This is a genomic window from Methanoplanus sp. FWC-SCC4 (assembly GCF_032878975.1).
Classification (GTDB): Archaea; Halobacteriota; Methanomicrobia; order Methanomicrobiales; family Methanomicrobiaceae; genus Methanochimaera; species Methanochimaera problematica.
Genome location: NZ_CP043875.1, coordinates 2,114,399 through 2,140,970 on the forward strand (window position 1 = coordinate 2,114,399; position 26,572 = coordinate 2,140,970).

At 38.0% G+C, this 26,572-nt stretch carries 23 protein-coding genes and 1 CRISPR repeat array; of the genes, 13 read left to right on the forward strand and 10 right to left on the reverse strand.

Annotated elements, in window-relative coordinates:
- The first annotated feature begins 13 nt into the window (after positions 1–13).
- The 3 genes from F1737_RS10720 to F1737_RS10730 all read left to right on the forward strand — a co-directional run bounded on the left by F1737_RS10720 (position 14) and on the right by F1737_RS10730 (position 5,747).
- Positions 14–1,531: an MBL fold metallo-hydrolase gene (locus F1737_RS10720; protein WP_317136570.1), complete on the forward strand. Its 1,518-nt coding sequence runs from the start codon at positions 14–16 to the stop codon at positions 1,529–1,531.
- A 238-nt stretch (positions 1,532–1,769) separates the two neighbouring features.
- A CRISPR array of direct repeats spans positions 1,770–3,460; the repeat unit is 32 nt; unit sequence ATTTCAATCCACACACCCGTGAAGGGTGTGAC.
- A gap of 555 nt (positions 3,461–4,015) precedes the next feature.
- Positions 4,016–5,176: a PAS domain S-box protein gene (locus tag F1737_RS10725; RefSeq protein ID WP_317136571.1), complete on the forward strand. Its 1,161-nt coding sequence runs from the start codon at positions 4,016–4,018 to the stop codon at positions 5,174–5,176.
- A 10-nt stretch (positions 5,177–5,186) separates the two neighbouring features.
- A complete protein-coding gene (locus tag F1737_RS10730; protein ID WP_317136572.1) occupies positions 5,187–5,747 on the forward strand; it encodes a DUF7504 family protein in 561 nt (186 codons plus the stop codon).
- Between the two features lie 42 nt (positions 5,748–5,789).
- On the opposite strand, the gene F1737_RS10735 is transcribed toward F1737_RS10730, so the two are convergent.
- The 4 genes from F1737_RS10735 to tsaA all read right to left on the reverse strand — a co-directional run bounded on the left by F1737_RS10735 (position 5,790) and on the right by tsaA (position 8,897).
- Positions 5,790–6,329, reverse strand: a complete 540-nt coding sequence (locus F1737_RS10735; RefSeq protein WP_317136573.1) for a hypothetical protein — start codon at positions 6,327–6,329, stop codon at positions 5,790–5,792.
- A 138-nt stretch (positions 6,330–6,467) separates the two neighbouring features.
- On the reverse strand, positions 6,468–6,992 hold the full coding sequence (locus tag F1737_RS10740; protein ID WP_317136574.1) for a response regulator: 525 nt from the start codon (positions 6,990–6,992) through the stop codon (positions 6,468–6,470).
- Between the two features lie 409 nt (positions 6,993–7,401).
- Positions 7,402–8,343 (reverse strand): permease, encoded by a 942-nt coding sequence (locus F1737_RS10745; RefSeq protein ID WP_317136575.1) that lies wholly within the window; start codon positions 8,341–8,343, stop codon positions 7,402–7,404.
- Between the two features lie 110 nt (positions 8,344–8,453).
- The gene (gene tsaA / locus F1737_RS10750) at positions 8,454–8,897 is read right to left on the reverse strand and encodes a tRNA (N6-threonylcarbamoyladenosine(37)-N6)-methyltransferase TrmO (RefSeq protein WP_317136576.1); all 444 of its coding nucleotides are present in this window, start codon (positions 8,895–8,897) and stop codon (positions 8,454–8,456) included.
- A gap of 310 nt (positions 8,898–9,207) precedes the next feature.
- On the opposite strand from tsaA, the gene F1737_RS10755 reads away from it, so the two are divergent.
- Entirely contained in the window at positions 9,208–10,356 is a 1,149-nt protein-coding gene (locus tag F1737_RS10755) for a response regulator (protein ID WP_317136577.1), read from the forward strand.
- A gap of 157 nt (positions 10,357–10,513) precedes the next feature.
- Here F1737_RS10755 and F1737_RS10760 read toward each other — a convergent pair whose 3' ends face one another.
- Complete coding sequence (locus F1737_RS10760) at positions 10,514–12,142, reverse strand: PEGA domain-containing protein (RefSeq protein ID WP_317136578.1); 1,629 nt, start codon at positions 12,140–12,142, stop codon at positions 10,514–10,516.
- A gap of 315 nt (positions 12,143–12,457) precedes the next feature.
- Here F1737_RS10760 and F1737_RS10765 point away from each other — a divergent pair, with 315 nt between their 5' ends.
- Both F1737_RS10765 and F1737_RS10770 read left to right on the forward strand, forming a co-directional pair.
- Entirely contained in the window at positions 12,458–13,987 is a 1,530-nt protein-coding gene (locus F1737_RS10765) for a glycosyltransferase family 39 protein (protein ID WP_317136579.1), read from the forward strand.
- Between the two features lie 16 nt (positions 13,988–14,003).
- Positions 14,004–15,116 (forward strand): glycosyltransferase family 2 protein, encoded by a 1,113-nt coding sequence (locus tag F1737_RS10770; RefSeq protein ID WP_317136580.1) that lies wholly within the window; start codon positions 14,004–14,006, stop codon positions 15,114–15,116.
- On the opposite strand, the gene F1737_RS10775 is transcribed toward F1737_RS10770, so the two are convergent.
- The 3 genes from F1737_RS10775 to F1737_RS10785 are packed head-to-tail and all read right to left on the reverse strand — an operon-like array spanning position 15,117 to position 17,563.
- Positions 15,117–16,100, reverse strand: a complete 984-nt coding sequence (locus tag F1737_RS10775) for a lysylphosphatidylglycerol synthase transmembrane domain-containing protein (RefSeq protein WP_317136581.1) — start codon at positions 16,098–16,100, stop codon at positions 15,117–15,119.
- 11 nt (positions 16,101–16,111) lie between these two features.
- Entirely contained in the window at positions 16,112–16,813 is a 702-nt protein-coding gene (locus tag F1737_RS10780; RefSeq protein ID WP_317136582.1) for a class I SAM-dependent methyltransferase, read from the reverse strand.
- Positions 16,814–16,825: 12 nt separating this feature from the next.
- Positions 16,826–17,563, reverse strand: coding sequence for a glycosyltransferase (locus tag F1737_RS10785; RefSeq protein WP_317136583.1), 738 nt, complete (start codon positions 17,561–17,563; stop codon positions 16,826–16,828).
- A 294-nt stretch (positions 17,564–17,857) separates the two neighbouring features.
- Here F1737_RS10785 and F1737_RS10790 point away from each other — a divergent pair, with 294 nt between their 5' ends.
- Entirely contained in the window at positions 17,858–19,000 is a 1,143-nt protein-coding gene (locus F1737_RS10790) for a hypothetical protein (RefSeq protein ID WP_317136584.1), read from the forward strand.
- Positions 19,001–19,056: 56 nt separating this feature from the next.
- Entirely contained in the window at positions 19,057–20,136 is a 1,080-nt protein-coding gene (wecB, locus tag F1737_RS10795) for a non-hydrolyzing UDP-N-acetylglucosamine 2-epimerase (RefSeq protein WP_317136585.1), read from the forward strand.
- An 11-nt stretch (positions 20,137–20,147) separates the two neighbouring features.
- On the opposite strand, the gene F1737_RS10800 is transcribed toward wecB, so the two are convergent.
- A complete protein-coding gene (locus F1737_RS10800; RefSeq protein ID WP_317136586.1) occupies positions 20,148–20,534 on the reverse strand; it encodes a cupin domain-containing protein in 387 nt (128 codons plus the stop codon).
- An 87-nt stretch (positions 20,535–20,621) separates the two neighbouring features.
- On the opposite strand from F1737_RS10800, the gene F1737_RS10805 reads away from it, so the two are divergent.
- Complete coding sequence (locus tag F1737_RS10805; RefSeq protein WP_317136587.1) at positions 20,622–21,104, forward strand: peptidylprolyl isomerase; 483 nt, start codon at positions 20,622–20,624, stop codon at positions 21,102–21,104.
- A 91-nt stretch (positions 21,105–21,195) separates the two neighbouring features.
- Here F1737_RS10805 and F1737_RS10810 read toward each other — a convergent pair whose 3' ends face one another.
- Positions 21,196–22,173 carry a hypothetical protein gene (locus F1737_RS10810; RefSeq protein WP_317136588.1) on the reverse strand — a complete coding sequence of 326 codons (978 nt, stop codon included), beginning with the start codon at positions 22,171–22,173 and terminating at the stop codon, positions 21,196–21,198.
- Between the two features lie 139 nt (positions 22,174–22,312).
- On the opposite strand from F1737_RS10810, the gene F1737_RS10815 reads away from it, so the two are divergent.
- The 4 genes from F1737_RS10815 (at position 22,313) to F1737_RS10830 (ending at position 26,572) form a co-directional block, all read left to right on the forward strand.
- Positions 22,313–23,878 (forward strand): DNA-directed DNA polymerase II small subunit, encoded by a 1,566-nt coding sequence (locus tag F1737_RS10815; RefSeq protein WP_317136589.1) that lies wholly within the window; start codon positions 22,313–22,315, stop codon positions 23,876–23,878.
- A gap of 189 nt (positions 23,879–24,067) precedes the next feature.
- On the forward strand, positions 24,068–24,703 hold the full coding sequence (locus tag F1737_RS10820) for a queuosine precursor transporter (protein ID WP_317136590.1): 636 nt from the start codon (positions 24,068–24,070) through the stop codon (positions 24,701–24,703).
- A gap of 395 nt (positions 24,704–25,098) precedes the next feature.
- Complete coding sequence (locus F1737_RS10825) at positions 25,099–25,608, forward strand: PadR family transcriptional regulator (protein WP_317136591.1); 510 nt, start codon at positions 25,099–25,101, stop codon at positions 25,606–25,608.
- Positions 25,589–26,572, forward strand: a complete 984-nt coding sequence (locus tag F1737_RS10830; RefSeq protein WP_317136592.1) for an ATP-binding cassette domain-containing protein — start codon at positions 25,589–25,591, stop codon at positions 26,570–26,572. Before F1737_RS10825 ends, F1737_RS10830 begins: the two co-directional genes overlap by 20 nt.

Here is a 26,572-nt window from a genome sequence, read left to right on the forward strand (position 1 = left end):
ACAGGTGATTTTAATGGAAAGATATTCACTGGTTGCAGATATACCCGTCCAGAAAGGCACCCTCAAAAAGATTGCAGAGATAATTACCGAACTAAACGGCAACATAAACAGAATCCACTACGACAGACAGATTGATCCGCAGACTGCATTCTTTGAGATTACGTCAACAAAAGAGGCATACAATACCATTAAAGAGAGACTCTCAAAGGAGGGACTGCTCAGAAATTCACTGAAGAGTCTCCCTTTCCTCAAGTTCAGTGTGAAACTTCCGCACCGGACAGGAGCACTCGCAGAATTCCTGAAATATTCAACGGATTCCGGGGCACTTGTCACTTCTATTGATTTTGATGACACTGGAAGTCTGCCCGACAAGGTCTTTGTCAGCATGAATCTTGAGGATACAAAGCATGCCGATGATCTGCTTAATTTGCTCAAAAACACCTACACAGTTGACATAATCGATTATGACACAACGGGTGGAAAGCTTGACAGGACTGTCTTTTATGTAAAATTTGCAAGAGAGATCAGGCAGTATCTTGCAGATGATGATGAACAGCTCCTGATTGACTTTTTAAAGGATATTAACCACACAGTCCAGGAACTCTCTAAACTGGGTGAGAATACTGATGAAATTTTTGAAAACTACATCAGATGCGGCAAATTCCTTACAGAAACAACCAAAAACGGATTTTACTCAGACGTTCAGGAGGTTGAGATTAAGGAAGGGATGAAACTTTTCTGTTTCCAGCTGCCCGGAGGAGGGAGCATATTCCTTTTCGATACTCCAGAAGAGATTGTGATGATCGATACGGGGTATGGAATATATGCAGATGATGTCAGGGAGATGTTCGATTATTATGGCCTTGAAATCGACAAAAAACTCTCATACATCATTGCTACCCACGGGGACGCTGATCACTGCGGTGCCGGGGGAGCATATGATGTCCCGTGTTACATGCACCCTGCAACTTACGAGATTATCAGGTGCGGAAACCGTGCATGGGGATCAAAGAGTGAAGAGTCGGTTCTTGAAAAAGTCTATACAACAATGATTGCTCTGTTTTCACGCTGGAACCCTGCATCTGAAGAAAATATCAGACTTTTCCCTGAAACTTCGGTTGAAAAACGCGGCAACTTCCCCATACTTGCAAAGATACCGGTTATGGGATTTGATTTTGAGGTCCTTTTATCAATGGGCGGGCATCAGCACGGACAGCTGATTATATTCTCGCAGGATGCCGGTCTTTTGTTTACGGCAGACACCCTGATGAATTTTTCAAGCTTTAGTCAGGATCGAAGGATGTATAACTCAATTGCCGATTTCCTTGTAACCTCCGTTAATGTTGACAGTGAACTTGCACGTGAGGAGAGGCATGAAGCAATGAAAATTGCCATGAAATATGAAGAGGATACCGGAAAGAAATGCCTCATATGCGGAGGACACGGGACAATATCAATACTAAACGAAGAAGGAAAACCTGAGACTTTTGGCGAAGTCAGGCATTACAGCAAAGCCACAAAGGAACAATAATTTTTTTGTACCTGCCTGCATCAAAGGCTGTATTACTTTTTTTATCCACACCTTCATTAAGGGTGCGACTCTTTTGTTTCATTCGTTGTTGCATCATCCCCTTTTATTTCAATCCACACACCCGTGAAAGGTGTGACGTTTGACCGCAGCCGTAACAGTATCAAGGATTCTGTATTTCAATCCACACACCGTGAAAGGTGTGAACTCAAATGTTTGATTTAAGATTTCAAAGGAAATAATTTCAATCCACACACCCGTGAAGGGTGTGACCAACCTGACCGGCTGTAATCGCTGCCCCTGCGGTATTTCAATCCACACACCCGTGAAGGGTGTGACTTGGTTTAACGCAAGTTATGTTTTTCTATAACAGATTTCAATCCACACACCCGTGAAGGGTGTGACGTAAAATAAACGATGTATTTTGCTTAAAAATCAGGATTTCAATCCACACACCCGTGAAGGGTGTGACATAATAAAAAATGATAATACTGGTTTGTATTTTATTTCAATCCACACACCCGTGAAGGGTGTGACATAATTATTTTTTGCCATTTCTGTGTATTTTTCAATTTCAATCCACACACCCGTGAAGGGTGTGACCATTGCAGCTTCAATTCCACATTGCTGATGCAGTATTTCAATCCACACACCCGTGAAGGGTGTGACCCTAGAAGAAAATCAAAGATTGTCAAAGCTCTGATTTCAATCCACACACCCGTGAAGGGTGTGACGATATGTATATCAACAATAAAAAATTTTCTTCTGGAATTTCAATCCACACACCCGTGAAGGGTGTGACGTTCACGGCCCTGATGCCGTTTAGGTTTAATATTCTATTTCAATCCACACACCCGTGAAGGGTGTGACGCTGTTGTCGGTAAAATCTCAAGGATTAGATAGATTTCAATCCACACACCCGTGAAGGGTGTGACCAGCACTTGTTATTGCCCCCCTTCCGCCGAGATTATTTCAATCCACACACCCGTGAAGGGTGTGACCTTTTCTTTTATATTGTCTGTTATTTACTCTGTATTTCAATCCACACACCCGTGAAGGGTGTGACCAGAATCATTATAATTCATATATATGTAATTGCCTATTTCAATCCACACACCCGTGAAGGGTGTGACGCCTACATTATTATTAGTATAGTCGTATGTGTTGATTTCAATCCACACACCCGTGAAGGGTGTGACAGTTTAACGATCCCGATCCCTCAGACAACCTGAAAATTTCAATCCACACACCCGTGAAGGGTGTGACTTAATGCTCAATGGTTTCCTGATTTGTTGCCGTATTTCAATCCACACACCCGTGAAGGGTGTGACACTATTCGTAATGCCTCTAAAATAGACATTTTTTGGGATTTCAATCCACACACCCGTGAAGGGTGTGACACCGCATGGATGATCCTTATTTGTGCAGGTGATATTTCAATCCACACACCCGTGAAGGGTGTGACAGTAGGACGGCGGCAAATAAACATTAAATCAAGCTATTTCAATCCACACACCCGTGAAGGGTGTGACGATTTTTGCCCCTCCTGTTGCAACCCTAAGAATGAATTTCAATCCACACACCCGTGAAGGGTGTGACATCACCTGCACAAATAAGAGATTTGCGTGCGGCGTATTTCAATCCACACACCCGTGAAGGGTGTGACAATTTTCAAGTTCGTTTTTATATTCTTCAGATAAATTTCAATCCACACACCCGTGAAGGGTGTGACCTTGATCTTTTTATCAAATAGATTGACAATTTCATATTTCAATCCACACACCCGTGAAGGGTGTGACTATTTACATAAATCATAAAGAAACAAACTATGATATTTCAATCCACACACCCGTGAAGGGTGTGACTATCATGATAATTCCAATCGTATAAAGGATAAAATATTTCAATCCACACACCCGTGAAGGGTGTGACTCTAAACCAATGATTTCAATGGCATCATTCTTAACCGGATAATGCCAGACAATCACTAATTATATCTGATAGTATAAACAGCCCGCATATTATTTCTTTCTAAAACATACACGCTTACAAAATATATCGACTATTAGATATAATATGGCACAAATTTGAAAACAGGAGAATTTCATAAATTCGTCTGATTATTATTTTTAAATTCTCATCCCTAAAATTCTGTGAAAATTAAAAAGTTTAATATATAAGAATTATATTTTCTCCGCGAACCTCACGGGAAAAACATGTTCACTACAGGTTCGCAAAATTAATCCAGCCAATAACTTTCCGGCACCAAGACCCGATAAAAGGGAGAAATAATATCTGAACAGACCAATTTTAGGCATTTATCGGAGAATAAAGTTCTCTTTTTCGCCCATATCAATCTATCCGTCGATGAGAGACAGGAATTTTCATGCATTTTATTAACAGAAGAAATCTGTATAATGAAAATAAATTTTATTTTTATAATATTTTCACAAAAAAGATTTATCTGATAAAATATATCTCCTCACCATGCAGGAAAAGGGGGACATATATAAAATAATATTTGAGCATGCCAAAACCGGCCTTTTACTCATTGACAGGGAAAGCACGGTAATCGCCGCAAACAGGGTTTTTTGTCAGACGACAGGATATTCAGAAGATGAGATAGAGGGAAATATAAAATGGATGGATTTTATCCATAAAGATGAAATTCCGCATCTAATGGATGTTTACAAAAAAATATATGAAACCAAAAAAGCGGATGACACAATATATGAATATAAAGTCGTTAAAAAAGACGGAAGCCTTATAGATGCCGCAACCACCGTCTCCTTTGACCCGGAAAGCCAGAATCTTATTGCAACATTCCTCGATATTACAGAAAAGAAAAATATCACACAGGCACTAAGACGCCGTGACAATATACTTGATGCAATTAATTTTGCATCAAACCAGTTCCTCAAATCTCATTCATGGGAGGAGAATATGCCTGAAATACTTGCCAGACTTGGAGAGGCAACAGGCGTTTCAAGGATATATTGCTTTAAAAACGCTGATAATGAAAAAAAGGGCAAAATCCTGATGAATGAGATATTTGAATGGGTAAGGAATGAAAGCCTCGCACAGATCAGGAACAAAAAGATGCAGGGCCTCTCCTACAGGGAAGCAAATGTTGAGAGGTGGGAAAAGGTCCTGAAAAGAGGTGAAATTATCTATGCAGACATCGGAACCGTGGATGCCGGAGAACGTGAAAACATGGAGCTCCTTAAGGTAAAATCCTCGGTAGTCGCACCGATATTTCTAAACGGGAGATGGTGGGGATTCGTGGGATTTGACGAATCAGAATCCGACAGAATCTGGTCAGAAGCGGAAATAGATGCTCTCGGCGCAGCAGCAGGCCTTATAGGTTCTGCAATTTACAAACAGGAGAGCTACGAAGCCTTAACCGCATATATCACCGAGTCTGCACTCAGGTTAAAGGAGCCTGTGAAAATCATAACGGATAACCTTGAAGAGATTAAAAATGAACTTGAGGAAGGCACAATCTCAAAAGAGAACATAAGCGGGCAGATCAGCGTACAGATTGTCAACCTGAACCAGATTCTTGAAAACCTGAGAATGCTTAACCGGTCTATTGCTCAAAGAAGAAGCGAAATACCAAACTCATACAGGGAATTCATATCAAAATAGGCAGGCAAGAATGTTTCTTAAAGAAAATCCGGACGGAAAGGCACAGATTTACCTTGTTTTGTCTTCACCAAAAAGAGTTAAGGAGAACAACATAAATCTCATCAGGGAAGTATTAAAAGAAGGCGAAAAAGTCCTCATAATAAGTATTAACCAGCCTGCACAGTATCTTTATGAACTTTATATGTCCAGAGGAATACCGCTCGAAAATGTTCTGTTCATTGATGCCATCACCAAATATGCAATGGGAAAACCCGGCGACGGAATTCCAAACTGTAAATATTTAAACAGCCCGGGTGATCTTACCTCCCTTTCAATTGCGGTTTCGGAGTCCCTTAAAGAAAACCAAAACCAGAAAATATACCTACTCATGGACTCTGTAAATGCAATGCTCATATACCTCCCATCTGCAAGTATCACAAAATTTTTTCACTTCCTAACAAGTAAACTTAAAATTATGAACCTTTCCGGAATATACCTGGCAATTGAGGGTGGTCTTGACCCGATGATTTTTTCACAGCTGACTGCATTTTCAGATGCTGTTATAGATCTTGAAAAAGAACAACCAGAATAATCCGGTACGCCAAAAATTGTCTGAAGATTTTTTAATTTTCATCTATTCATTATAATGTTCAATCCTCCGGATTAAATGACCCATAACCTGTTCAATAAGAGGTATGTGATCATAAGGAGATGAGGTATACGCCGCAGCATAACACATTATAAGTGCATTGTCAAGACTGAATTCATCGGGAACTTTCAGATTTTTATCATTCATTTCAATTGCAAGAAAATCTTTTTCTGATTCATCAAATAAACACCCGCAGCTTTTCGCCTGACTGTCAGGTACTGCTGATTTCAAAGGATCTTCCCCTTCCCAGTCAAATTCAGACCGGATTGATTTTTGTGAGGGGCTGAGCAAAACAGCACTGTCAATTACAATAGAGACAGCACGGAGCAGAATTTTTGGAGCCTTTTTATTTTCAAGGGTCAATAACGCCTTTTTGCCGCTTTCAATCGTACGATCATATAACCCTGACCTGTAACCTATAAGCATTGACGCAATTGTATGTCCCGATCTTTCACTTACGCCTGAGAAAACAGGAGTCATTCGTCTGATGTAATCATCAAGATATTCTTCAGAATTCTTATTCACAAAATCACCGGATTAAGAGATGTATGAATTCTTTTTTTGCTCTATAATCATTAAAGGTTTAGTAAAAAAATCGGATGATTGTTTCCGGACTTTTTAGTCTTAATAATTTAGCCGGGTATCTCATTACAGATATTTTGTTCATGACCTGATCGGAAACGGATATTCATATGCTTCAGCTACTAATTTTTTGAATGAATTTAATGCAAAGGCGTTGAGACACAGATTGAATAAAATTTTTCTCTCTTCTTCACTCTCATGTTCATCGAAGGCATCTTCAACAATTCTCAAAACCCTGCTCCTCTGCATATACGCTGATTTTATAATATTTTCAAGTGTCCCGGACTTCACAGGTTTTTGTATATAACCGTCAGCCAAAAAACCCTTTTCAATTATTTTTTCACGGGTGCAGGTTTCTGATTCCATCATTAAAACAGATATGCCCGCTGTTTTTGGATTTTTCTTAATTTTTGCAAGTATCTCCCAGCTGTCACAGGGTTCCATACACGTGTCAAGAAGAATAATATCCGGATTTAGATCATTTATTTTGTAAAAACACTCATCTCCGCCATATACAGCATCACATTCGTAACCCGAATGAGTTAAAAAATTACAATAAAGATTCGCAAGAACTTTTGTATCATCTACAATTAATATGCCCGCCATAGAAGATCACACTCAGATAGCTCCAGATTTTTTATAATCATTAATTTTTGAACAACTTTAAACCAGGGAAATAACCCAGGATACGGGGGAAATGCTGTTTTTAGCAGGACATTATAAACCCGTGATTATTATGAGATCTGATTTTAGTAACACATAATTTAATTTATGTATTACTATCTGTTACTTATTAATGTTTCCACACATAGGAGATGATCTCCACCCCCCACATACATCAAAGCAATTACATTAATTATTACTCGATGTTAAATAAAACTATCTGATGCCCAATACATAATAAAACAGAACTCATTAATAGTCAAAATGGCCGGTTATATGAAGAGAAATTTACAAAGAAATATGCAGAAAACCGTTTCTGAAAATATCAGAAAAAATGAAAAAGTATAATTTTTCAGATTAATGCATAAGCCTGAAAGATCAGGCCGGCAATTATGGCGGTCATAATCACAAATCCTACAAAAACCGCAAGAAGTTTTTTTTCAAATATTGAAGACAGTATTGTGACTTCAGGAATACTTGCACCCGCACCCCCTATAATCAGGGCCATAACCGCACCCGTTCCCATACCTTTCCCGATAAGTGCCGTTCCTATCGGAATAATTGTTTCCGCACGGATGTACATCGGGATTCCAATCAGTGCTGCCAGAGGAATTGCTAACGGATTGTCCGGCCCTGCAATTGCGATAATCAGATCTTCGGGGACAAAACCATAAATGAACGCCCCGATGCCTGCACCGAGTAAAAGATATAAAAATACATGCCTGAAAAGACCGTATGAAAATCTGGCAGCGTTTTTTATCTTTAAAAGATTATTTCCTGTTCTTTTTTCAGATTCAATTTTTGAAGATTCACAGGAACAGCATGAACATGAACCGGAATCACTGAAAATTTTTTCTTTCAGGTAACTCTCAAATCCTGCTTTTTCAACTATCATGCCCATAAGGGAAGTCGCAAAAAATGTAAAGACAGCATAAACCGCTGTCTGATAGAGACCAATCATTGCAATGAGAAGCCCCAGAATAATCGGATTTAACAGAGGGGAGGCAAAAAGAAATGCCATGCAGGCACCAAAAGGAACACCTGCCTTTAACAGACCGGTTAGTATCGGAATCGTGGAGCATGAACAAAAAGGAGTTATCGCACCAAATGCAGAACCAAAAAAATATGAAAATTTCTTTCTTTTCCCGGACAGAACCCCTTTAATTTTCTCCTCAGGAATATATTCCTGCAAAAGTCCTGTCAGGAATGATACGACCAAAAACAGAATCACCAGTTCGATTATTATTGTCAGAAAAAAATCAGATGCAATCTGAAGACTGTTTATTGTGTCCATAAATAACCACTTTGTTTCAAATTATTTTGAAACAATAATTGAATGCAGAAGTATTAATGCTTTTTTAATGGACCCTGAACAAAAAATAAAAATTGGCAGTTATATGAGGATCAGTTCTTTCCTGATTTTTTTGATTTCCCTTCTGTTGCACCGGGGATACAGTCAAGTGAAGGAATGTAGGGCTTTATGTCAATAACAGGAGTGTTGTCTATAGCATCAAGACCCGCAATCATTATTTTCCCGGAATCCACGGAAATAATTCTCCCGATATCAAAGCCGACAGGATTTGGCCTGTTAGGTGAACGGGTAGTAAATACCGGTTTTTCCTGATCAGAATACGGTGGCTTTGCAAAAAGGAGATCTCTTTTTGCCTGGTCAAACCACAAAAGAACAATAAGATGGCTGACCTCCCTGTAATCACCAAGCCCTTTTTGATATTCTTCAAATATTTCAATTACCATCTCTTCGGAGTCTTTGTTTCTCCCCTGTGAGGGAGCCTGTTCTTTAGTCAGATAAGGGGATTTCACAACCCCGATAGGAACAATATCATACATAACAATCAACAGAAAAAACAATTTTTTTTATTATGCATTACATCACCATCAGGAAATAAAAAGCAGTGCCCGATCATTGAAACAGAAAGTATAATATAGTAATTTTTAATTCATTTACAGCCTGGGACAGATCAATTACCCGGATTATATGAAAAACTTTCATTTATAGGAAAATTATATATCTCTGAATTGAGAGGAAGGTAAATGAAATGCTAAAAAGATACAGGGGAAAATTTATCGATACATGGATATCATGCCTGACTCCTGACAAATGAAATAACTGATTTAAGGAGGATTTGCTGTATAAATTATGGTTTCATCAAAAGTGCTGATTGTGGACGATGACATAATTACCGCAATGGGGCTTGAGAGTTCACTAAAGAGAATGGGATATGACGTAATTACAATAGTTACAACAGGTGAAGAGGCTGTAAATGCGGCCGATGAGAAAAAACCTGACGTGGTTATTATGGATATAAATCTCAAAGATGAAATGGAGGGTGTTTTTGCTGCCGAAAAAATCACTTCCAAATACAATATTCCTGTAATCTTCCTGACCGCTCATTCAAAAGATGATATTTTAAAAAGAGCCCTGAAATCAAAGCCGTACGGTTACCTGAACAAACCCGTAAGGCCAATAGAGATTAAATCAACAATTGAGACAATCATAAATAAACACAGAGCAATAGAAGCAGAAAAAGAACTTTTTAAAAGCGAAAGAAAGCACAAATCACTTTTTGAAAATATGCCACAGGGCATCCTCTATATATCAGCCGGAGATATGACAATAACAGACCTCAACCCTGCCGCTGAAAATATTATAGGCTATAAAAAAGAGGAAATGGTAAATAAAAATTATCTGGAAATATTCACAGGCACCTTCTCTGAAGACGGGGAATTTTATTCTCCGGAAAATCATCCGTCCTTTAAATCCCTCCGTTCCGGAGATAAATTTGTTGAAATAATCGGATTTCCGGGTAAAAATTCAAAAGGAAAAAAATGGATAGCTGTAACTGCCATTCCGGAAGATGAAAAAGGGTGTAATGATCAAAAACAGATTTTTGTTACTTTTGAGGACATTACAGAGAAAAAGATTGCAGAAGAGAGATTTTTAAAAGCTTTTGAGCTTTTTCCAAACGCTGTTGCAATAATTGATATTGAAAACAAAAAAATTATTGAAGTGAATAATGTCTTTTTAAAAAATATGGGATATAAGAAAGATCAAATCGTTGGAAAAACCTTATCCGAAATTGAACTTTTTGCAGACAAAAACGAAAAGATGGCATTTTTAAATGAATTTAAAGAAAAAGGGACAATTAAGGATATGCCTGTAAAAGCTCTCACTTTCTCCGGCAGAATACGGAACGGATACATCTCTTCTGAAAAAATTCTAGTAAATAATGTAGCTCACCTCCTCATGACAATTATTGAGGACAGGGAAAATTTCTGGGCTTTTTAGATTTGATTAAGCCAAAATAAGATTAAAATATGCTATTTTAAAAAGACCTGCATGAGATTTATCTTTCAGGCACTTCTTTTAATAAAGCAGAACTGATTTCCCAAAAGATAAGAGGATTTTATTTTATATTTTTTAAATTTAGATTTTTTTAATCTGCTTAGCCTCTTTTCCTGCTGCAATATAAAATTACAACAAAAATTCCCAATACTATAATATTTATTCCAAATCCCGGTGCTGCGGTTGGTTCTGTATATGGTTTCATAGCAACAGAAACTGTTGAAGTGCCCCCCGCAGAGACGGTAACTTTTCCGTGAGAGTCACCATATCCGTCAAGTTTCAGCATAACCTGATGCTCGCCTGCGGTAACGCCGCTTATTTGAACAGGAGTTATCCCTTTATAGACATCGTCTATGTAAACCCCTGCACCCTCCGGATCAGATGTGACAGAAACTGAACCTGTAAGCGGCTCTGTGAACGGGACAAGTACTGCATGCACCCATGCTGTTTGTCCGCTGCTGACGCTTGTCTGTACTTCATAATCACGATATCCTGTTTTTTCAACAGATATTGTGTATGTTCCGGGATTAAGAGTTAATGCATACGACCCCTGAGTGCCCTGTTCTCCTGTAAGTCCCATGTAACGCCCGTCAAGATAGACTTCCGCTTCTCCGGGTTCTGATGTTACTCTCACATATCCCTTGTTTGAACCTGCGACAGGGACGAGACGTGCATGAACCGTCATGACAGCATTTTTCTTTACAAATTGGGTCCCTTTCCATTCGGAATAACCCGAAGCCGTGACTTTTATGTCATGATTTCCAACTACAAGATTTTTTACGGTTACAGTTGAGAGGCCTCTGTATATTTCATCAATATAAACACCGGCACCGGCGGGATCTGATGAAACTGAGAGTGTCCCGTATTCTGTCTCTGTCTGAAGAGTGTATTCCCTTGTAAGCGTCTGCCCGGTTGAGATGAATATATTCTCGTTAATTTCACGATAACCACTTTTTGCGATCTGAAGGGCATGTGATCCCGGTTTTAATGAGGCTGTTAAAGGTGTTGATCCTTTGAAATTCCTGTCTACATATACACTTGCACCGGAAGGATTTGAATAGACAGTAAGTTGTCCGTTTGTTGAGGGTTCAGGCTGAAGTGTCAGATATGTATTAACGGTCTGTCCGGCTGAGGGAGGCAAAGGAAGGTTTTGTGACACTGAAATATATCCGGATTTGGAGACTGTCACTTTATTGTATGGTGTTGAACCGACTGTGTATTCTACGGTTAACTGCCCGTTTTTGGTTGTTCCTTTTAGTAGTCCGTCAAAATAGACATTTGCGTTGTCAAGATTGCAGTGTACTACATACCAGCCGATTCCGGGTTCGGGTGTGGGTGTCACTGTCGGAGGAGCAGTTGTCGGTACAGGAGTTTGTGTCATTGTAGGAGTTGGAGTCTCCGTTTCTGTCGGGGTCTTTACAGGCTCAAGTGTTACAGATATCCCGCTCTGCTCACCAGGAGAGAGGGTTACTGATTCTGTTTTTGATTCATAGCCGGTTTTTGAGACAGTTATCTCATGTGTTCCGGATTCTATTTCATAGCCGGTTATAGGAGTATTGCCAATATCTCTTCCGTCGATTGCAACATTTGCAGCGGAGGGATCCGATGTTATTGTTATATAACCCGTTACAGGGAGGACTGTTGCGTTGTCTTCCGCCAGTACGGGGGATGAAAGAAGTAATATGAAATAAACAAGTATTAGTGCCAGCTGGAGTTTTTTCACATACATATGTATCGTGCAGAGTTAGGAGTTTATGTATATAATAATAGTTCTAAAATAAATTTTGGTTTGAGTGAATGATTATATCCCGGAGCAATTGAGTATAAAATAAAAATAAAGGCTAAACTTTTACTAAAAAACAAGTTTAATTATTAGAATCTAATTTTAAATCAATGGCCAAATGATGTTTAAAAGCTGATTAAAAAACATTTCAAGGAATATTTTTGATCATTATTTTTTACAGCCGGATGTGCTGATTTGTTTTGAATTTTTTATAAATAGGAGTTCATTTAAACATATAACAAGAATATGAGTTGATATCCTATGGTAAAAAAAAGTAGAACAAATCAGAAGGTCAAAAATTTTTCCAAAGGTTATAATAGCGAAAACTTCACAGAAGAAAATTATTCTGTAAAATCAACAGCAGATCTTAATTTTAATAACCTGAAAAATGTTTTAATGACAAACAAATATGCCTGGATGTTAATATTTCTGACATTTGCAGGGTTTGTCCTCAGGTTTTATAATCTGGGTTTCAATTCAATATGGCTGGATGAAGGTTCTACAATTAACTTTGCCCAGAGATCTCTTTCCGGAATATGGGAGGCAACTATCGGAGGAGGCGAGTTCAATCCTCCACTATTCTATTATCTAGAACATTTTATGCTGACTTTCGGAGAAAGTGAAGTAACACTAAGATTTTTGCCTGCACTATTTGGTGCACTCTGTATTCCCATAATGTATTTTATCGGAAGAGAAGCGGTAGATGAAAAAAGCGGCATCATTGCAGCTGCACTGATGACTTTTTCCTCATTTCAGATATTCTACTCACAGGATGCAAGAGCATATACAACAGTCCTCTTCTTCTTCTCAGTTGCCCTGATTTGTTATCTGTGGGCCCTTAAAAACAATAATATAAAGTGGTGGATACTTTTCGGTCTTTTTTCGGCAATATCTTTCTGGACACATTTTTATATTGTCATTGCAGTTGGTATCATTTTCCTTCATGCAATTTATACTAACAGAAATGAAATCAGGGAGAATATATCAAACATAAAACCAGTGCTTGCAGCCTTTGCAATTTTTACAATAATTACAATTCCAATAATAATTGCCACAATAACATTGTTTTTTAAACGTGCAGCAGGAGGAGAAACATGGGGCCTGAAAGGAATTGATGTAATAACAACAACTTTTGTCCAGATCTCAGGAGGAAATGTTATGATAACATTAATATTTGGTCTTCTGGCTCTGGCAGGTGGGTATAAGATATTTACAATGAAAAGGGATCTGGCTGTCCTTATTGGGTTATCTCTTATTCTCCCGTTTATTGCAAGTTTTATTCTGTCAGCTGCAATACCAATGAGTCCTAGATATCTCATATATTTATTGCCTTTTTATTTCATGGCAATTGCAGGCTCTGTTAAATATCTCCCCGAATCCTATAATTCAGAAAAAATTGCAGCATTGGCGATAGTTATTATTCTTCTGCTAAATCTGCCAGCACTAATGCCATATTATACAACATATTCAAAAAATGACTGGAGAGGTTTTTCAACAGCCCTTGAAAGTGTTACAAATGAAGGAGACAAAGTTGTTCTTCTGCCTGGATATATGCACCAGCCCTTTGATTATTATTATGATAATGAAACAGACAGGACCGAGGTATATCAGTATTATACAAAAGAAGAACTCAATGTTCTTTCTGAAGAGAATCCCAACTCTACAATATATTATGTAGTTACCGGCGATATTATGTCAGCCGATCCGACAGGAGGTTCACTACAGTGGCTGGAACAAAATGCAGTTTCTTCAGGTCAACATACGGGAATATATGTGTTTAAGTCAAAATGATCTATAGGCCGATGAGATGGAAAAATACGATCTTACAATAATAATTCCCACTTTTAATGAGAGAGACAATATAGAAAATATTGTTGAGTCCGTATCAGGCGTTATGCATGATGCAGGCATCATAACCGAGGTTCTGGTTGTTGATGATAATTCTGATGACGGAACCATTGAGAAAGTCAGGGAGATGCAGGAAAAATATTCCAACCTCGAACTTATTGTCCGTTATGATGACCACGGTTTGTCGCAATCCGTCACTGAAGGTTTTTACAAGGCAAAAGCAGATATAATTCAGGTTATTGATGCTGATTTTTCCCATCCTCCAAAAATGATTCCGGAATTTTATACTTCTGTTGCACAGGATGGAAATGATGTTGTAATCGGAAGCAGATATTTAAAAGGAGGAGACATTGAAAACTGGCCTCTAAAAAGACGTTTAATCTCTCTTGGCGCGACATTTTTCGGGAGAATTTTATTTCCGGAAATTACCGATCCTGTAAGTGGTTTTTTTGCTATAAAACGCGATGTGATAAAAAATGCAGTGATGAAACCCCGGGGATATAAAATTTTAATGGAAGTTCTGGGAAAAGGCCACTGGTATCAGGCAAAAGAGATTCCTTTTGTATTTAAAGATCGTGAAGAGGGGGACAGCAAACTCAAACTCTCAACAATAATAGATTATATTCTGCAGTGTATCGACATTGCTGTTTATTCTTTTAAGCATCATGAGACAAATGTCTGGCAGGAATGGAAAAAAATCTTTAAATTTGCTGCTGTCGGCATATCAGGGATTTTTGTAAATGTCGGCCTCCTATATTTTTTAACAGAGTATTTCGGGATATTCTATCTCATATCCAGTTTAATTGCAATTGAAACCTCAATTATTACAAATTTTATCCTCAACGATCTATGGACATTTAAAGGTAATGAATCAAGATTTTCTAAAAAATGGCACAGATTCGTTTCTTTCCAGTTTGTTTCTGTAATGGGTGTTCTGATAAATATGGGCATATTGTGGGCCCTTACGGAATTTGCAGGACTTTATTATGTCATTTCAAATCTGTTTGGTATCGGTGCCGCGTTTGCCTGGAATTTTCTGGTTAACAGGAATATTACCTGGAAGAAAATATAATTATCTATCCTTTACTTTTTCAAATTTTGTGATCTTTATAGGATATTTCAACCAGAATAAAACTCCGATAAGAGCAATCAGATAATAACAGATAAAAAGATATAAAAATGAGAATGCCAGCGCACTCTCAGCTGAAATTCCCTGAAGGCCAAATAAGTACACAAGAGCAAAGTCACGGGTTCCAATCCCGGAAACACTTATTGGGAGCAATTCAATTATACAGATTATAGGAATTACAACGACCATATATAGAAAAGGTATATCTATTCCAAGTGAAAGTGCCATTGTGTACGAATAAAAAAAAGGAATGATCCACGAAAGAATACCAAATACTGATGCAATCAATAGTTTAACAGGATTAGCAATTAAAATTTTAAGACCTGAATAATAACTTTCAAAATAACCCCATAATATTCTAAACAACTTTTCAGGCAGAATCCTTTTTAAAACCGGCATTACAATGTTATCCCCAAAATTTCTACTGAAAAGCAGAAATATTGTAACTAGCATGAACAAAATAATAAAGAATATCAGTTCATTTGGAATGATACTTGTGTTAAAGAAATATGAAAATACAATTAATGAAATTGTTCCCATTATAACCAGCATAACAATATCAATTATTCTGTCCATAACAACGGCAGAAAGTGCCATACCATATTCACTGTTTTTATTTTTTAAATAGAATATTCGAACCAAATCACCCATTTTGGCAGGCATTATTACAGAGAAAGAGAGACTGACCAGATATGACGCAAGTGCTTCAGTGTTTGAAAATTCGGGACTTATTATCTTTGCAATATATCTCCATTTTAGAACCTTGAATAAAATTCCAAAAAAATAGATGATTAACGTAATTGACAATATTACAAGATCAATATTTGAAAATATATTTAATATCTCATCCAAATTTACATTGCTTATAATGTATGCAAACAGTACCAGTCCAACAGCAATAGTTAAATATTTTATTTTATTTTTCATGCTTAAAGAATTTAAACTGATTTTTTTGCAATTACACCAACGCCATATGCATAATGTTGTTTGTATGGGAAATAATTCTCAACCTTACATATTTTTTTACGAATATTTTCAGACAAAATTTCCTTATTATTTGTAGCAAGGGGCAGTAATGCCTGAATACCGAATGAATCAATAATTTCAAGATCCGGAGATGCCCTATTGATCGCATTTTTAAGCCTTGAGAGTGAGTAATCCTCTTCATATCCAAATTCAAATCTATTGGTTTTTATAGAGAGATATTTCCAGATCCTGTACCATAAACAATGACTGTTTGGAACAATAATCATCAAATTGCCTCCCTTTCTTGTAATTCTTGCCATCTCTTTTATGGCCCTTATATTTCCAGGTTCACGGAAGTGCTCAATAACCCCGGAATTATATACCAGATCAAAAGTTTCGTCAGGAAAAGGCATATTGAACATGTCCCCATTTACAGGATTATCACATTTTGATTTTGCAATTTTAAGGGCATTTTTAGAGATATCTAATCCTGTGGTACTATGGCGCCGGGAAAAGATTTCAAGTGTCTGTCCCGTACCGCAACCAACCTCAATAATTTTTTTTCCAGCAGATAAATTTGCATCCAGTTTTTCGATAAAATTCAGATAATTCAGACTATAATCACTATTTACCTTTTTATTATCCCATACATCATCCCAGACATCCGTGACCATAATTATATCCTTTTATTTATTCAGCATAAGCCTAAATATTGATTTTATGTACGTTTTAAACTGTCTGAAATTGAATTTTGAAGATCCAAATTCCCTGTTAACAAGCACGAATGGAACTTCAATCAGTTTAAAACCTGCTTTTTCCGCCTTTATTGTCAACTCAAGCTGTATGGCAAAAGTCTTTTCCCGCAGTGAAATTTGTTCAAAAATCTCTTTTTTGCAGATACGAAAACCACTTGTTGCATCTTTGGTTTTTATTCTGAAAAACATATGAAATGCAACCTGTGCCACTCTGCTTAACGCCACTCTCCAAAGAGGTACATTCTTCATTCCACCTCCTTTTACATATCTGCTGGCAACAACCATGTCATATTCATTTAGATATTCAGCCATGTCCGGCAGGAGTGAGAGAGGATGTGTCATATCACAGTCAATCTGACCAATGTACAGGTAATTTTTATTTAAACAATAATTTCTTCCACTGTTCAGTGCTTCAGCAAAACCTTTGTTCTTTTCATGGTTAACAGATTTCACCCACGAATACTTTTTTTCATTTTCAGTAATCATTTTGTAGCTGTCATCTTTGCTTCCGTCATTGACGAAAACAAAATCAAAACCGGCAAGTTCACCCCGCTCTTTGTAATGATATATTTTTTCAATTAATTTGGGGATGTTCTCACTTTCATTATAACAGGGAACAACAATGCAGATCCCGTCAGAACAATTAAAGGTCTTTTCAAATTCTGCCATCAATGATTATAATTTCTATTTTTATCGGTATAAAGAATATGTCTTAATTTTTAAAATTTATTTAAACATTACATAATAAAAAGCAGGACTTATCTATTTATATTCACAATTAAAATTATGAAAGTGGGGAATAATAAAATAAAGAAAGACAAGTTTTCACTGTTGGGTATTGAAATCCCTGGAATAAACAAGGAGAATTTCCAAAAACACATAATAATACTTCTATTTATAGCAGTTTTTACAAAAATCGCAGTTTTATTTGCCACAACCAATTTATTTCATTCTTTTATTGATTTGTTTGATATATCTATATACCTGCAATATGCTGTAAATATCTATGGCGGCCAGATACCATATGTTGACTTCCCTGTTGAGTACCCGGTTCTATTTCTGATCCCGGTTCTCCTGCCCTTACCCTTTGCAGTTCTCACAAATGATGCTTATACATATATTTATGCGTATCAGATTATAATGTCAGTTTTTGATCTCTTCACTTTAATTTTTGTGTACCTTATCTCACTGAAAATATTTGATAAAAAAACAGCTTTTATTTCCGGAATTTTGTATGCAACCGCATTTTCTGCGGCATATTTTATTTTAACAAAATTTGATTCATTTCCTACGTTTCTGCTGACACTTGCACTTATGCTTACTTTATACAATAAACAAATTGAAGGTTATATTTCCATTATTCTTGGTTTTTTCACAAAAATATTCCCTGCTCTTGCAGCACCATATATAATATTGTATAATTCAGACAATTCTGATTTAAAGACTGAAATTCTAAAATTTTTAAAATATGCATTGCCTTTTGGAATAATTCTTTTTATCCCGTTATTCCTTCTGAATCCTGAAATAATAAATACATATCTCTTTGCAACAGGAACAAGCGTCGGCGTCTATGCCAATACGGCAACGTATACGATATCCTCAATCTTAAATGCCCTTGGTCTGAATATTTCTCCGGATTCTGTTTCAGTTGTAATGTATACACTGATGATTTTAACATTCATATACCTGATATTGACAGCATTTTTCCAGAAAATAAAAGAGGAACGCAGGTTATTATCCTTTATTTTGCTGACAATATTCTCGGCTGTATTCTTCACAAAATTTCACAGTCCTCAGTACATAGTCTGGATGACTCCTTTCTTTGCAATACTTCTCGCTGAATCTCTAAAGGGGATTATAATGTTTTATGCGGTACAGGCTCTTGCTTATGCTGAGTTTCCACTGCTATTCAATACATTTTATCAAAATCAGGAATATATATTCAGTATGGGAACTTCAGGATGGTATACGATAGTTTTCTTCTTTACGATTGAATACCTCGTCCTGCTTGTAACAATCCTATTCATTATAAAAAATGATAAAGGATTAACAGATAGTTTTAAGGAACTCCCAAAAACATTGGTTTCCAGATATAAAATTAAATAAAATTATTATTTCCTGAAACACTTTTATCATCTTTATTTACAATTATTATTCATACAATGATCTCAATAATCCTCGGTACACGTCCCGAAATCATCAAGATGTCCCCTATTATTAGGGAATGTCAAAAAAGGAATATTACATTTAACATTATCCATTCGGGTCAACACTATTCAAAAAATATGGACAGCGTTTTTTTTGAGCAGCTTGAACTTCCGGCACCCGATTATAATATCCATGTGGGTTCAGGAACACAGGCTGAACAAACAGGAAATGCACTAATTGGCATTGAAAGAATACTCCTTGAGAAAAGACCTGATATTGTTCTGGTACAGGGGGATACAAATACGGTACTTGCCGGGGCAATTGCAGCCTCAAAGCTGAATATAAAAATAGGACATGTTGAGGCAGGACTTAGAAGTTATTTCAGAGAAATGCCTGAAGAGATAAACAGAGTTCTTACCGATCACTGCTCTGATTATCTTTTTGCACCTACTGAAAAATCAAGGAATATACTTCTAAAAGAGGGAATTTCAGACAAAAATATATTTGTAACAGGGAATACAGTTGTTGATGCCGTATACCAGAATCTCGAACTTAGCAAAAAAAAGATAAGTATTCTAAAAGATTATAATCTGAAAAAATCAGGCTATATTCTTGCCACTGTTCATAGAAAAGAAAATGTGGACAATCCTGTAATTTTCAGGAATATTTTAAATTCTTTTTTAAGAATTTCAAATGAGTTTAATATCCCGGTTATCTATCCAATTCACCCAAGAGCTAAAAAGATGATGGAAATGTTGGATTGTAATTTAAGTGGCATAATTTTTACTGAGCCACTTGATTATCTCTCATTTCTTCAGTTGGAACAGAATGCAAAAATTATTCTGACTGATTCAGGCGGACTACAGGAAGAGGCATGTATTATGAAAGTCCCCTGTGTAACACTGCGTGATAACACTGAAAGACCTGAAACGGTTGATGTTGGGGCAAACATTCTTTCAGGAACGTTATCTGAAAGTATTTTCAAAAGTGTTGAGAAGATGATGAGCATAAAAGCCGAATGGATCAATCCATTTGGTGATGGTAGCTCATCTAAAAAAATATTGGATATTCTCAATAAAGATCAGCTATTGTAGCTTCAAAAATATTATTCCCCAAAAACCACCTCATCCTCCTCCCTCCACTCCGGAGAAACCATCGCAAGAAACACAAGATCACAATCCCCCCTGTTCTCAATATACTGAACAGACCCCGGAGGAATGTACACAACCTGGCCGGATGACATCTCACTAACCTCAGAGTCAATGTGCATCTGTCCTTTTCCTGCCAGAATGTAATACACCTCACTGGACTCTTTTAGCATGTGGGGAATGGTTTTTTCACCAGTCGGAACTATTGCATGCACAATGCTGTACCCCATTTGAAGTTTTAAATCCCCGTAATCTTTCTCGTCTTTTGGATGCAGAAGTTCACACAAAAGACAGTTGTCCCCTGCACGAAAATAATCCGCATCCTTTATGTCCCTAATGAGCATGATAATGACTTATCAATATGACCGCCTTCGATGATCAATTTTTTTACTTTAATTGTCATTTTATACATAACCTAAAGGAGGACAAAAATGACAGAAACAAAAGTTAAATTTGAAACAAATCTCGGCGATATAATTATCCAGCTATATGACGACATGCCGGTTACAACAGGAAATTTTGAAAAACTCGTACAGGAAGGATTCTACGACGGAATTATCTTTCACAGGGTTATCAGGAATTTTATGATACAGGCAGGATGTCCACATGGGACAGGAACCGGAGGACCGGGATACAACATAAAGGATGAATTTGTAAAAGGCCACTCAAATGTCCGCGGAACACTTGCAATGGCAAACACCGGCCAGCCTGACACAGGAGGAAGCCAGTTCTTCATAAACCTTGTCGACAACACATACCTCGACTGGGACAACAAATCAACCCCTTACAAACACCCGGTATTCGGCGAGGTTATTGAAGGAATGGACGTTGTTGACAAAATAGCAATGCAGCGTACAAACTCAATGGACAAACCGGTTAACGAGACCAAAATCATAAAAGCAACAGTAATCTGAATCAGAATACTTCATAAATAAATATTTGGTGAAACCGTGGTGATGATTTTCCAAAGATTTCATCATTTTTAAAAAATTATGTGATTTTTTATTATGCAAGTTTTATACGGTTTCCCTTTCCCTTGATAACGCCCATCTTCTTCATATCCACCAATACGTCTTTTATATAGTTTTTATCCAGATCAAACAGGAATTCATCACCTGAAGCGTCACTGGAAATATTGATGGATTTAAGCCTCTCAAACATCTCTTCCATCCCTGCCTTCTCGACTTCCTTAAGCACATCAATCACCCTTCCCGCAATAAGCGTATTTAAGAAAATACTCTCTTTTAAGGAAAGATAGGACTCTTTATCGATATCGTAATTCAAAACTGCCTCATCAAGACTTTTTAAATCAGCCTTGAGGGCAAATTCCAAAGGAAGGGAAAGATGGTATTCCGGGCAGGAGACAACACTGACAACTGTTTTGATATTGTATTTCACAAGCTCTTCTTCGGATAATTCCTCATACATGACATCAGAGGGAAGCGAGAGAGAGAGTGCCTCAGTATCCGCTGCCTTTAACAGATACTTTTTCCCCTCTCTTTCTTCGATAAGATCGTTTAATTCCAGAATAGGAAGTGCAGTCATTGTTTTTTTCAGTCTGCTCCCTTCTTCAGCCAGAATATCCCTGACCTGCCCTGCCGAATCATCTCCGCTTATGAGATTATTGTACTGCTCATAATCAGGATCATCAGAAATGCAGCCGTCTTCGGCTGTCATTTCATAAAATGCATTTATTGTTCCTGTAATTGAATCAAATTCAGAAATCAGGGAGTTGTATGCTTCAATCAGGATATCGTTCATTTCACTGTCATCTTCATCAGGAATTTCTTCGCATTCCTTTAATTTTGATAACTCATCAGAAAAATATCGCCTGAAATCCTTTATTGCAGCTTTGAAACTGGTCTCAGAAGCAAGTTTATTGACTACCCTGATGACCGGTTTGCATCCGTCAGCGTTTAAAATTTGTGCAAATTCCTCCGCATGTTCAGGATTATAAAATATTAGCGTCTCTTCAAATACCATAACTTTTCCTGATATCTGGTATGTTAACTAATCATAATAAAACAAATCAGTAGTTTCGGCAAAACTGATGGTTGTTTTGATAGTCAGCTTTTCCCTATTACCAATGTATTTACAATTATAGTACAAACCTAAATGTTCAATGGATGATATCAGGGAAGAGATCGTTCTCAAATTTCTTAAGGCAGACCTCCAGGTTCATTACGATGTTGTAATGTGGCTTGCAGAAAAAAATGATCCTTCCCTGGCTGACGAAGTAATAAAAAATGTTCCCCCCAACGCTCCTGTTGCACTTCCCAGTCACATCCCCGGATGGAAACAGAAAGGATTTGAACCGGCGATACCACGTCTGCGTGAACCGTCCAAAACTCAGGGTTCTGCACCGGACGAAACACCTGATCATCACGAGGCTGACGGAACACGGTTCACCTCTCCTGCCGAAATAGAGGTACTATACGGCAAACCCTTTGAGCACAAGTCCGGTGTTGACTTCACTGATTTTATTTATTATTTCAAGGACCGTTATGAGAAGCTTTCAAAGATGCTTCGCGGAAGAGGCGATCCGATGCCAATTTCAGCACTTACACAGACGGTAAGATACAGACAGCAGACCATTACAATAATCGGCATGATATCGGAGGTCAGGAACACTGCAAAGGGGCACAGGATTGCAGTACTCGAAGATCCGACAGATACAATAAATGTTCTCTTCTACAATCCGCAGGCGGCATCAAACAATAACTATACCAATAAAGATCCTGAACGTGAGAAAAAAAAGCAGGAGGTCTTTTCAGAAGCTGAAAGAATTATTCCCGACGAAGTGGTGATGGTCAAGGGTACTCTCTCAAACGAGGGAACAATCATATTTGCAGACGAACTTCACAGACCTGACATTCCCCTTCAAAATTCTCCCTATAAAAGCAAAAAACCCGGAAAAGCAGTATTAATCTCAGACGTCCACGTAGGGAGCAACACTTTTCTCTCCGAGCAGTGGGAGCGTTTTTCAGAATGGATCTCACAATCAGATGTTAATTATCTATTGATTGCAGGCGATGTCGTTGACGGAATCGGCATATATCCCGATCAGGACAAAGAGCTGACAATACCAAACATCTATGCCCAGTATGAAGTATTTGCACAGATGCTTTCAAAACTCCCAAAGCATATCACAATTGTAGTGTCACCAGGGAACCACGACGCAATAAGGGGTTCTGAGCCACAGCCCGGACTTACGGAAAACTTCACAGAGCACTTCCCTGAGAATGCTTACATTGTTGAAAACCCTGCAATGGTTGATCTTCAGGGCGTAAGAGTCCTGATGTACCACGGAAGAAGCTATGATGACCTGATCTCAATGATCCCGGGTGCATCCTACACTGAACCCGAAAAGATGATGGTTGAGATGCTTAAAAGACGCCATCTTGCATGCACATACGGGATGAGAACCCCGATTCTGGCTGCAAAGGAAGACAAACTTATAATAGAGCCAATTCCGGAAATTCTGCACACAGGCCACGTTCACATATGCGGTGTGGAAAAATACAGAGGCGTTTTGTGTATCAATGCAGGGACATGGCAGTCACAGACTTCCTTCCAGAAGCAGATGAACGTCCAGCCGACTCCTGCACAGGCATATATGGTTGACCTCGAAACTCTCGAATATAAGCTCCTTGACTTCAATGAAGAGACAGTCAGAACAATAGAATGATAAAACCCGGAAATCCAGAGCAGAAATAAGGATGATGAATCCTGTTTTCCAGGTCCGGGGCGCTTCAATTCCCGGAATAATATAATTACTCTTTTACAACCTCTTTATCACACCGCACAAATAAAATAATAAACAAATTCCGGCTTTTACAATTTAAGCCTGTTTTCCAACCGGAGATGACAAAACCCGATGCTCAAGACTACAGAGGAAAAGACAGTTTTCCTCATATCACTATACATAGCGGCACTAATCGTTGCAAACCTGCTTGGAAACAAAATAACAGATATTGGAGGAATTGTTGTATCAGTCGCAATATTCTCCTATCCTGTTACATTCCTTGTGACAGACATAATAGCAGAAGTCCATGGTGAAAAGAAATCAAAGGCACTTGTAATGGCAGGAACAACGGCCCTTATTTTTGTCCTTGTTCTGACAGCACTCTCTGTTGCACTCCCGCCGGCAACACGTTTTCCGTTTAATGACAGTTATACAGACATATTCGGAAGTTCCCTCAGGCTTGTTTTTGCAAGCATTGTATCCTTTGCAGTCAGCCAGACACATGACGTCTGGTCATTCCATTTCTGGAAGAGGAAAACAAACGGAAGGCATCTGTGGCTTAGAAATAATATTTCAACCGCAACAAGCCAGCTGATTGATACAACAATATTCATGTTCATAGCCTTTTACATGGCCGCTCCGATGTACACAGCCGGATTTATTGTGGCACTAATAATCCCCTACTGGATTGTAAAAGTAATAATGGCCCTGTTTGACACCCCGCTGTGCTATCTGGGAGTAAAATGGCTTAAAAATTCATCAGAATAAATTTCACTGAATTTAATTATTATTTTTGCGGGATTACACCTGTATTGATGAAAATCACTCCCTGATTTCTCAATAAACAGTGCATGTAACTTTTATTCCATATATCTTTTCAAAACAGATTCTGATTTCGTCATCAGGATATGTGCTAACGGGGAAATTAATCCCATACTGTTAATAATGTTATTCTGCCGGGTTTAACCCGAAGTCTGCACGGAAAAACAAGCTCGGGAAATTTTTCCGGTGAAACAGGTTTCCCCCGGGAACTTCGGACAGGGGGAACTGGCAACTCCACGATATTTAAATATTATAATATTCAATAGTTCTTATTAGAACCGTGCATTAATGAAAAGTTCTATTTCAAAACGTGCATTTACGAAATATTAGGTGAAATAAAAATGAGAAGCCCACCGGGATTTATGGAAGGCAGAAACAGAAGGAGAGGAAGAGGATTAATCCAGCTATATATTCTCCATTCACTCAAAAAAGAGCCTAAATCAGGATATGATATTTTAAAGGAGATATCCGATAAGACTAAAGGTGCATGGGTGCCAAGCAAGGGCACATTATATCCAATGCTTAAAAAAATGGAGGATGAAGGTCTGATAACAATATCAGAAACAGGAAAACGCTCCAAAAACATCTTCGGCCTGACTGAAGACGGAAAAACTACACTCGAAGGGATCATAAAGGGAAGAGAAGAAGAGAGAGAAAAAATGTATATCTTCAGGAATCTTCTTTTTGAGATTTTTGGTGATGAATCAGAGTCAGTAAGAGCAAATCTGATGGAAATCCGGTTTCTGGCAGAGAAAATTCCGGATGATAAACAGGGCAAAGCAAAATCACTTGTCAAAAAATGTCTTGAAGACTTAAAGAGGCTTGATTCCGATGAAAGCGGTAAGTGTTGAAAACCTGACAAAGAAGTTCGGTGATTTCACTGCTGTTGACGGCATCTCGCTTGATATCCCGGAAGGTGAGATCTTCGGACTTTTAGGCCCTAACGGTGCCGGAAAAACAACGACAATATCAATGCTTGCAACCATGCTGAATCCTACATCAGGAAAAGCAGAGATTAACGGACACGATATAAATAAGGATGAAGAGGGTGTCAGAAAATCAATAGGAATTGTATTTCAGGATCAAAGCCTTGATGAAGAGCTTACTGCCTGGGAAAATATGGACTTTCACGGAAGACTGTATAGGATTCCTAAAAAAATCCGGCTTGAAAGAACAGGAGAGCTTTTGGATCTTGTCGGACTTGAAGACAGAAAGGATGACCTTGTAAAGACATATTCCGGCGGAATGAGGAGAAGGCTTGAGATTGCCAGAGGGCTTTTACACAGGCCAAAAGTGCTCTTCCTGGATGAACCGACACTCGGACTGGACCCGCAGACAAGGAATTATCTCTGGGATTACATCGAAAAATTAAGCAGGGAAATGAAAATCACCGTAATTCTCACCACACATTACATGGATGAGGCGGACAGGCTTTGCGGTCGTGTGGGAATTATTGATAAAGGCCGGATTGTTGCCCTTGATACACCGGAAAACCTGAAGAAGAGAACAGGCGGAGATGTTATAACCGTAAAATCACCTGATTATTCCTGCAAAATCCCAGGTCTTAATGAATCATGGATTGAGAAGGTTGAAAGCTCTGAGGGTTTTTTCTCAATTGCCCTTCATGATGCCGAGGAGCATATGTCTGAGCTAATCGGGATACTGATTAAAGATAATATCAGAATTACTTCTGTTTCAGTTCACAAACCGACACTTGAGGATGTATTTCTGCATTATACAGGCAGGACAATCCGCGATGAGGAAGCAGGTACAAAGGATCACATGCGGATGGCATATAAAACAAGGAGGCACTGA

Coding starts and splice junctions, on each gene's coding strand:
- F1737_RS10745 (WP_317136575.1), bottom strand. CDS start 8,343: ATGGACACAATAAACAGTCTTCAGATTGCATCTGATTTTTTTCTGACA.
- F1737_RS10760 (WP_317136578.1), bottom strand. CDS start 12,142: ATGTATGTGAAAAAACTCCAGCTGGCACTAATACTTGTTTATTTCATA.
- F1737_RS10765 (WP_317136579.1), top strand. CDS start 12,458: ATGGTAAAAAAAAGTAGAACAAATCAGAAGGTCAAAAATTTTTCCAAA.
- F1737_RS10755 (WP_317136577.1), top strand. CDS start 9,208: ATGGTTTCATCAAAAGTGCTGATTGTGGACGATGACATAATTACCGCA.
- F1737_RS10720 (WP_317136570.1), top strand. CDS start 14: ATGGAAAGATATTCACTGGTTGCAGATATACCCGTCCAGAAAGGCACC.
- F1737_RS10800 (WP_317136586.1), bottom strand. CDS start 20,534: ATGCTCATTAGGGACATAAAGGATGCGGATTATTTTCGTGCAGGGGAC.
- F1737_RS10810 (WP_317136588.1), bottom strand. CDS start 22,173: ATGGTATTTGAAGAGACGCTAATATTTTATAATCCTGAACATGCGGAG.
- F1737_RS10740 (WP_317136574.1), bottom strand. CDS start 6,992: ATGGCGGGCATATTAATTGTAGATGATACAAAAGTTCTTGCGAATCTT.
- F1737_RS10805 (WP_317136587.1), top strand. CDS start 20,622: ATGACAGAAACAAAAGTTAAATTTGAAACAAATCTCGGCGATATAATT.
- F1737_RS10780 (WP_317136582.1), bottom strand. CDS start 16,813: ATGGTCACGGATGTCTGGGATGATGTATGGGATAATAAAAAGGTAAAT.
- F1737_RS10825 (WP_317136591.1), top strand. CDS start 25,099: ATGAGAAGCCCACCGGGATTTATGGAAGGCAGAAACAGAAGGAGAGGA.
- F1737_RS10775 (WP_317136581.1), bottom strand. CDS start 16,100: ATGAAAAATAAAATAAAATATTTAACTATTGCTGTTGGACTGGTACTG.
- F1737_RS10830 (WP_317136592.1), top strand. CDS start 25,589: ATGAAAGCGGTAAGTGTTGAAAACCTGACAAAGAAGTTCGGTGATTTC.
- F1737_RS10770 (WP_317136580.1), top strand. CDS start 14,004: ATGGAAAAATACGATCTTACAATAATAATTCCCACTTTTAATGAGAGA.
- F1737_RS10730 (WP_317136572.1), top strand. CDS start 5,187: ATGTTTCTTAAAGAAAATCCGGACGGAAAGGCACAGATTTACCTTGTT.
- tsaA (WP_317136576.1), bottom strand. CDS start 8,897: ATGTATGATATTGTTCCTATCGGGGTTGTGAAATCCCCTTATCTGACT.
- wecB (WP_317136585.1), top strand. CDS start 19,057: ATGATCTCAATAATCCTCGGTACACGTCCCGAAATCATCAAGATGTCC.
- F1737_RS10785 (WP_317136583.1), bottom strand. CDS start 17,563: ATGGCAGAATTTGAAAAGACCTTTAATTGTTCTGACGGGATCTGCATT.
- F1737_RS10725 (WP_317136571.1), top strand. CDS start 4,016: ATGCAGGAAAAGGGGGACATATATAAAATAATATTTGAGCATGCCAAA.
- F1737_RS10815 (WP_317136589.1), top strand. CDS start 22,313: ATGGATGATATCAGGGAAGAGATCGTTCTCAAATTTCTTAAGGCAGAC.
- F1737_RS10820 (WP_317136590.1), top strand. CDS start 24,068: ATGCTCAAGACTACAGAGGAAAAGACAGTTTTCCTCATATCACTATAC.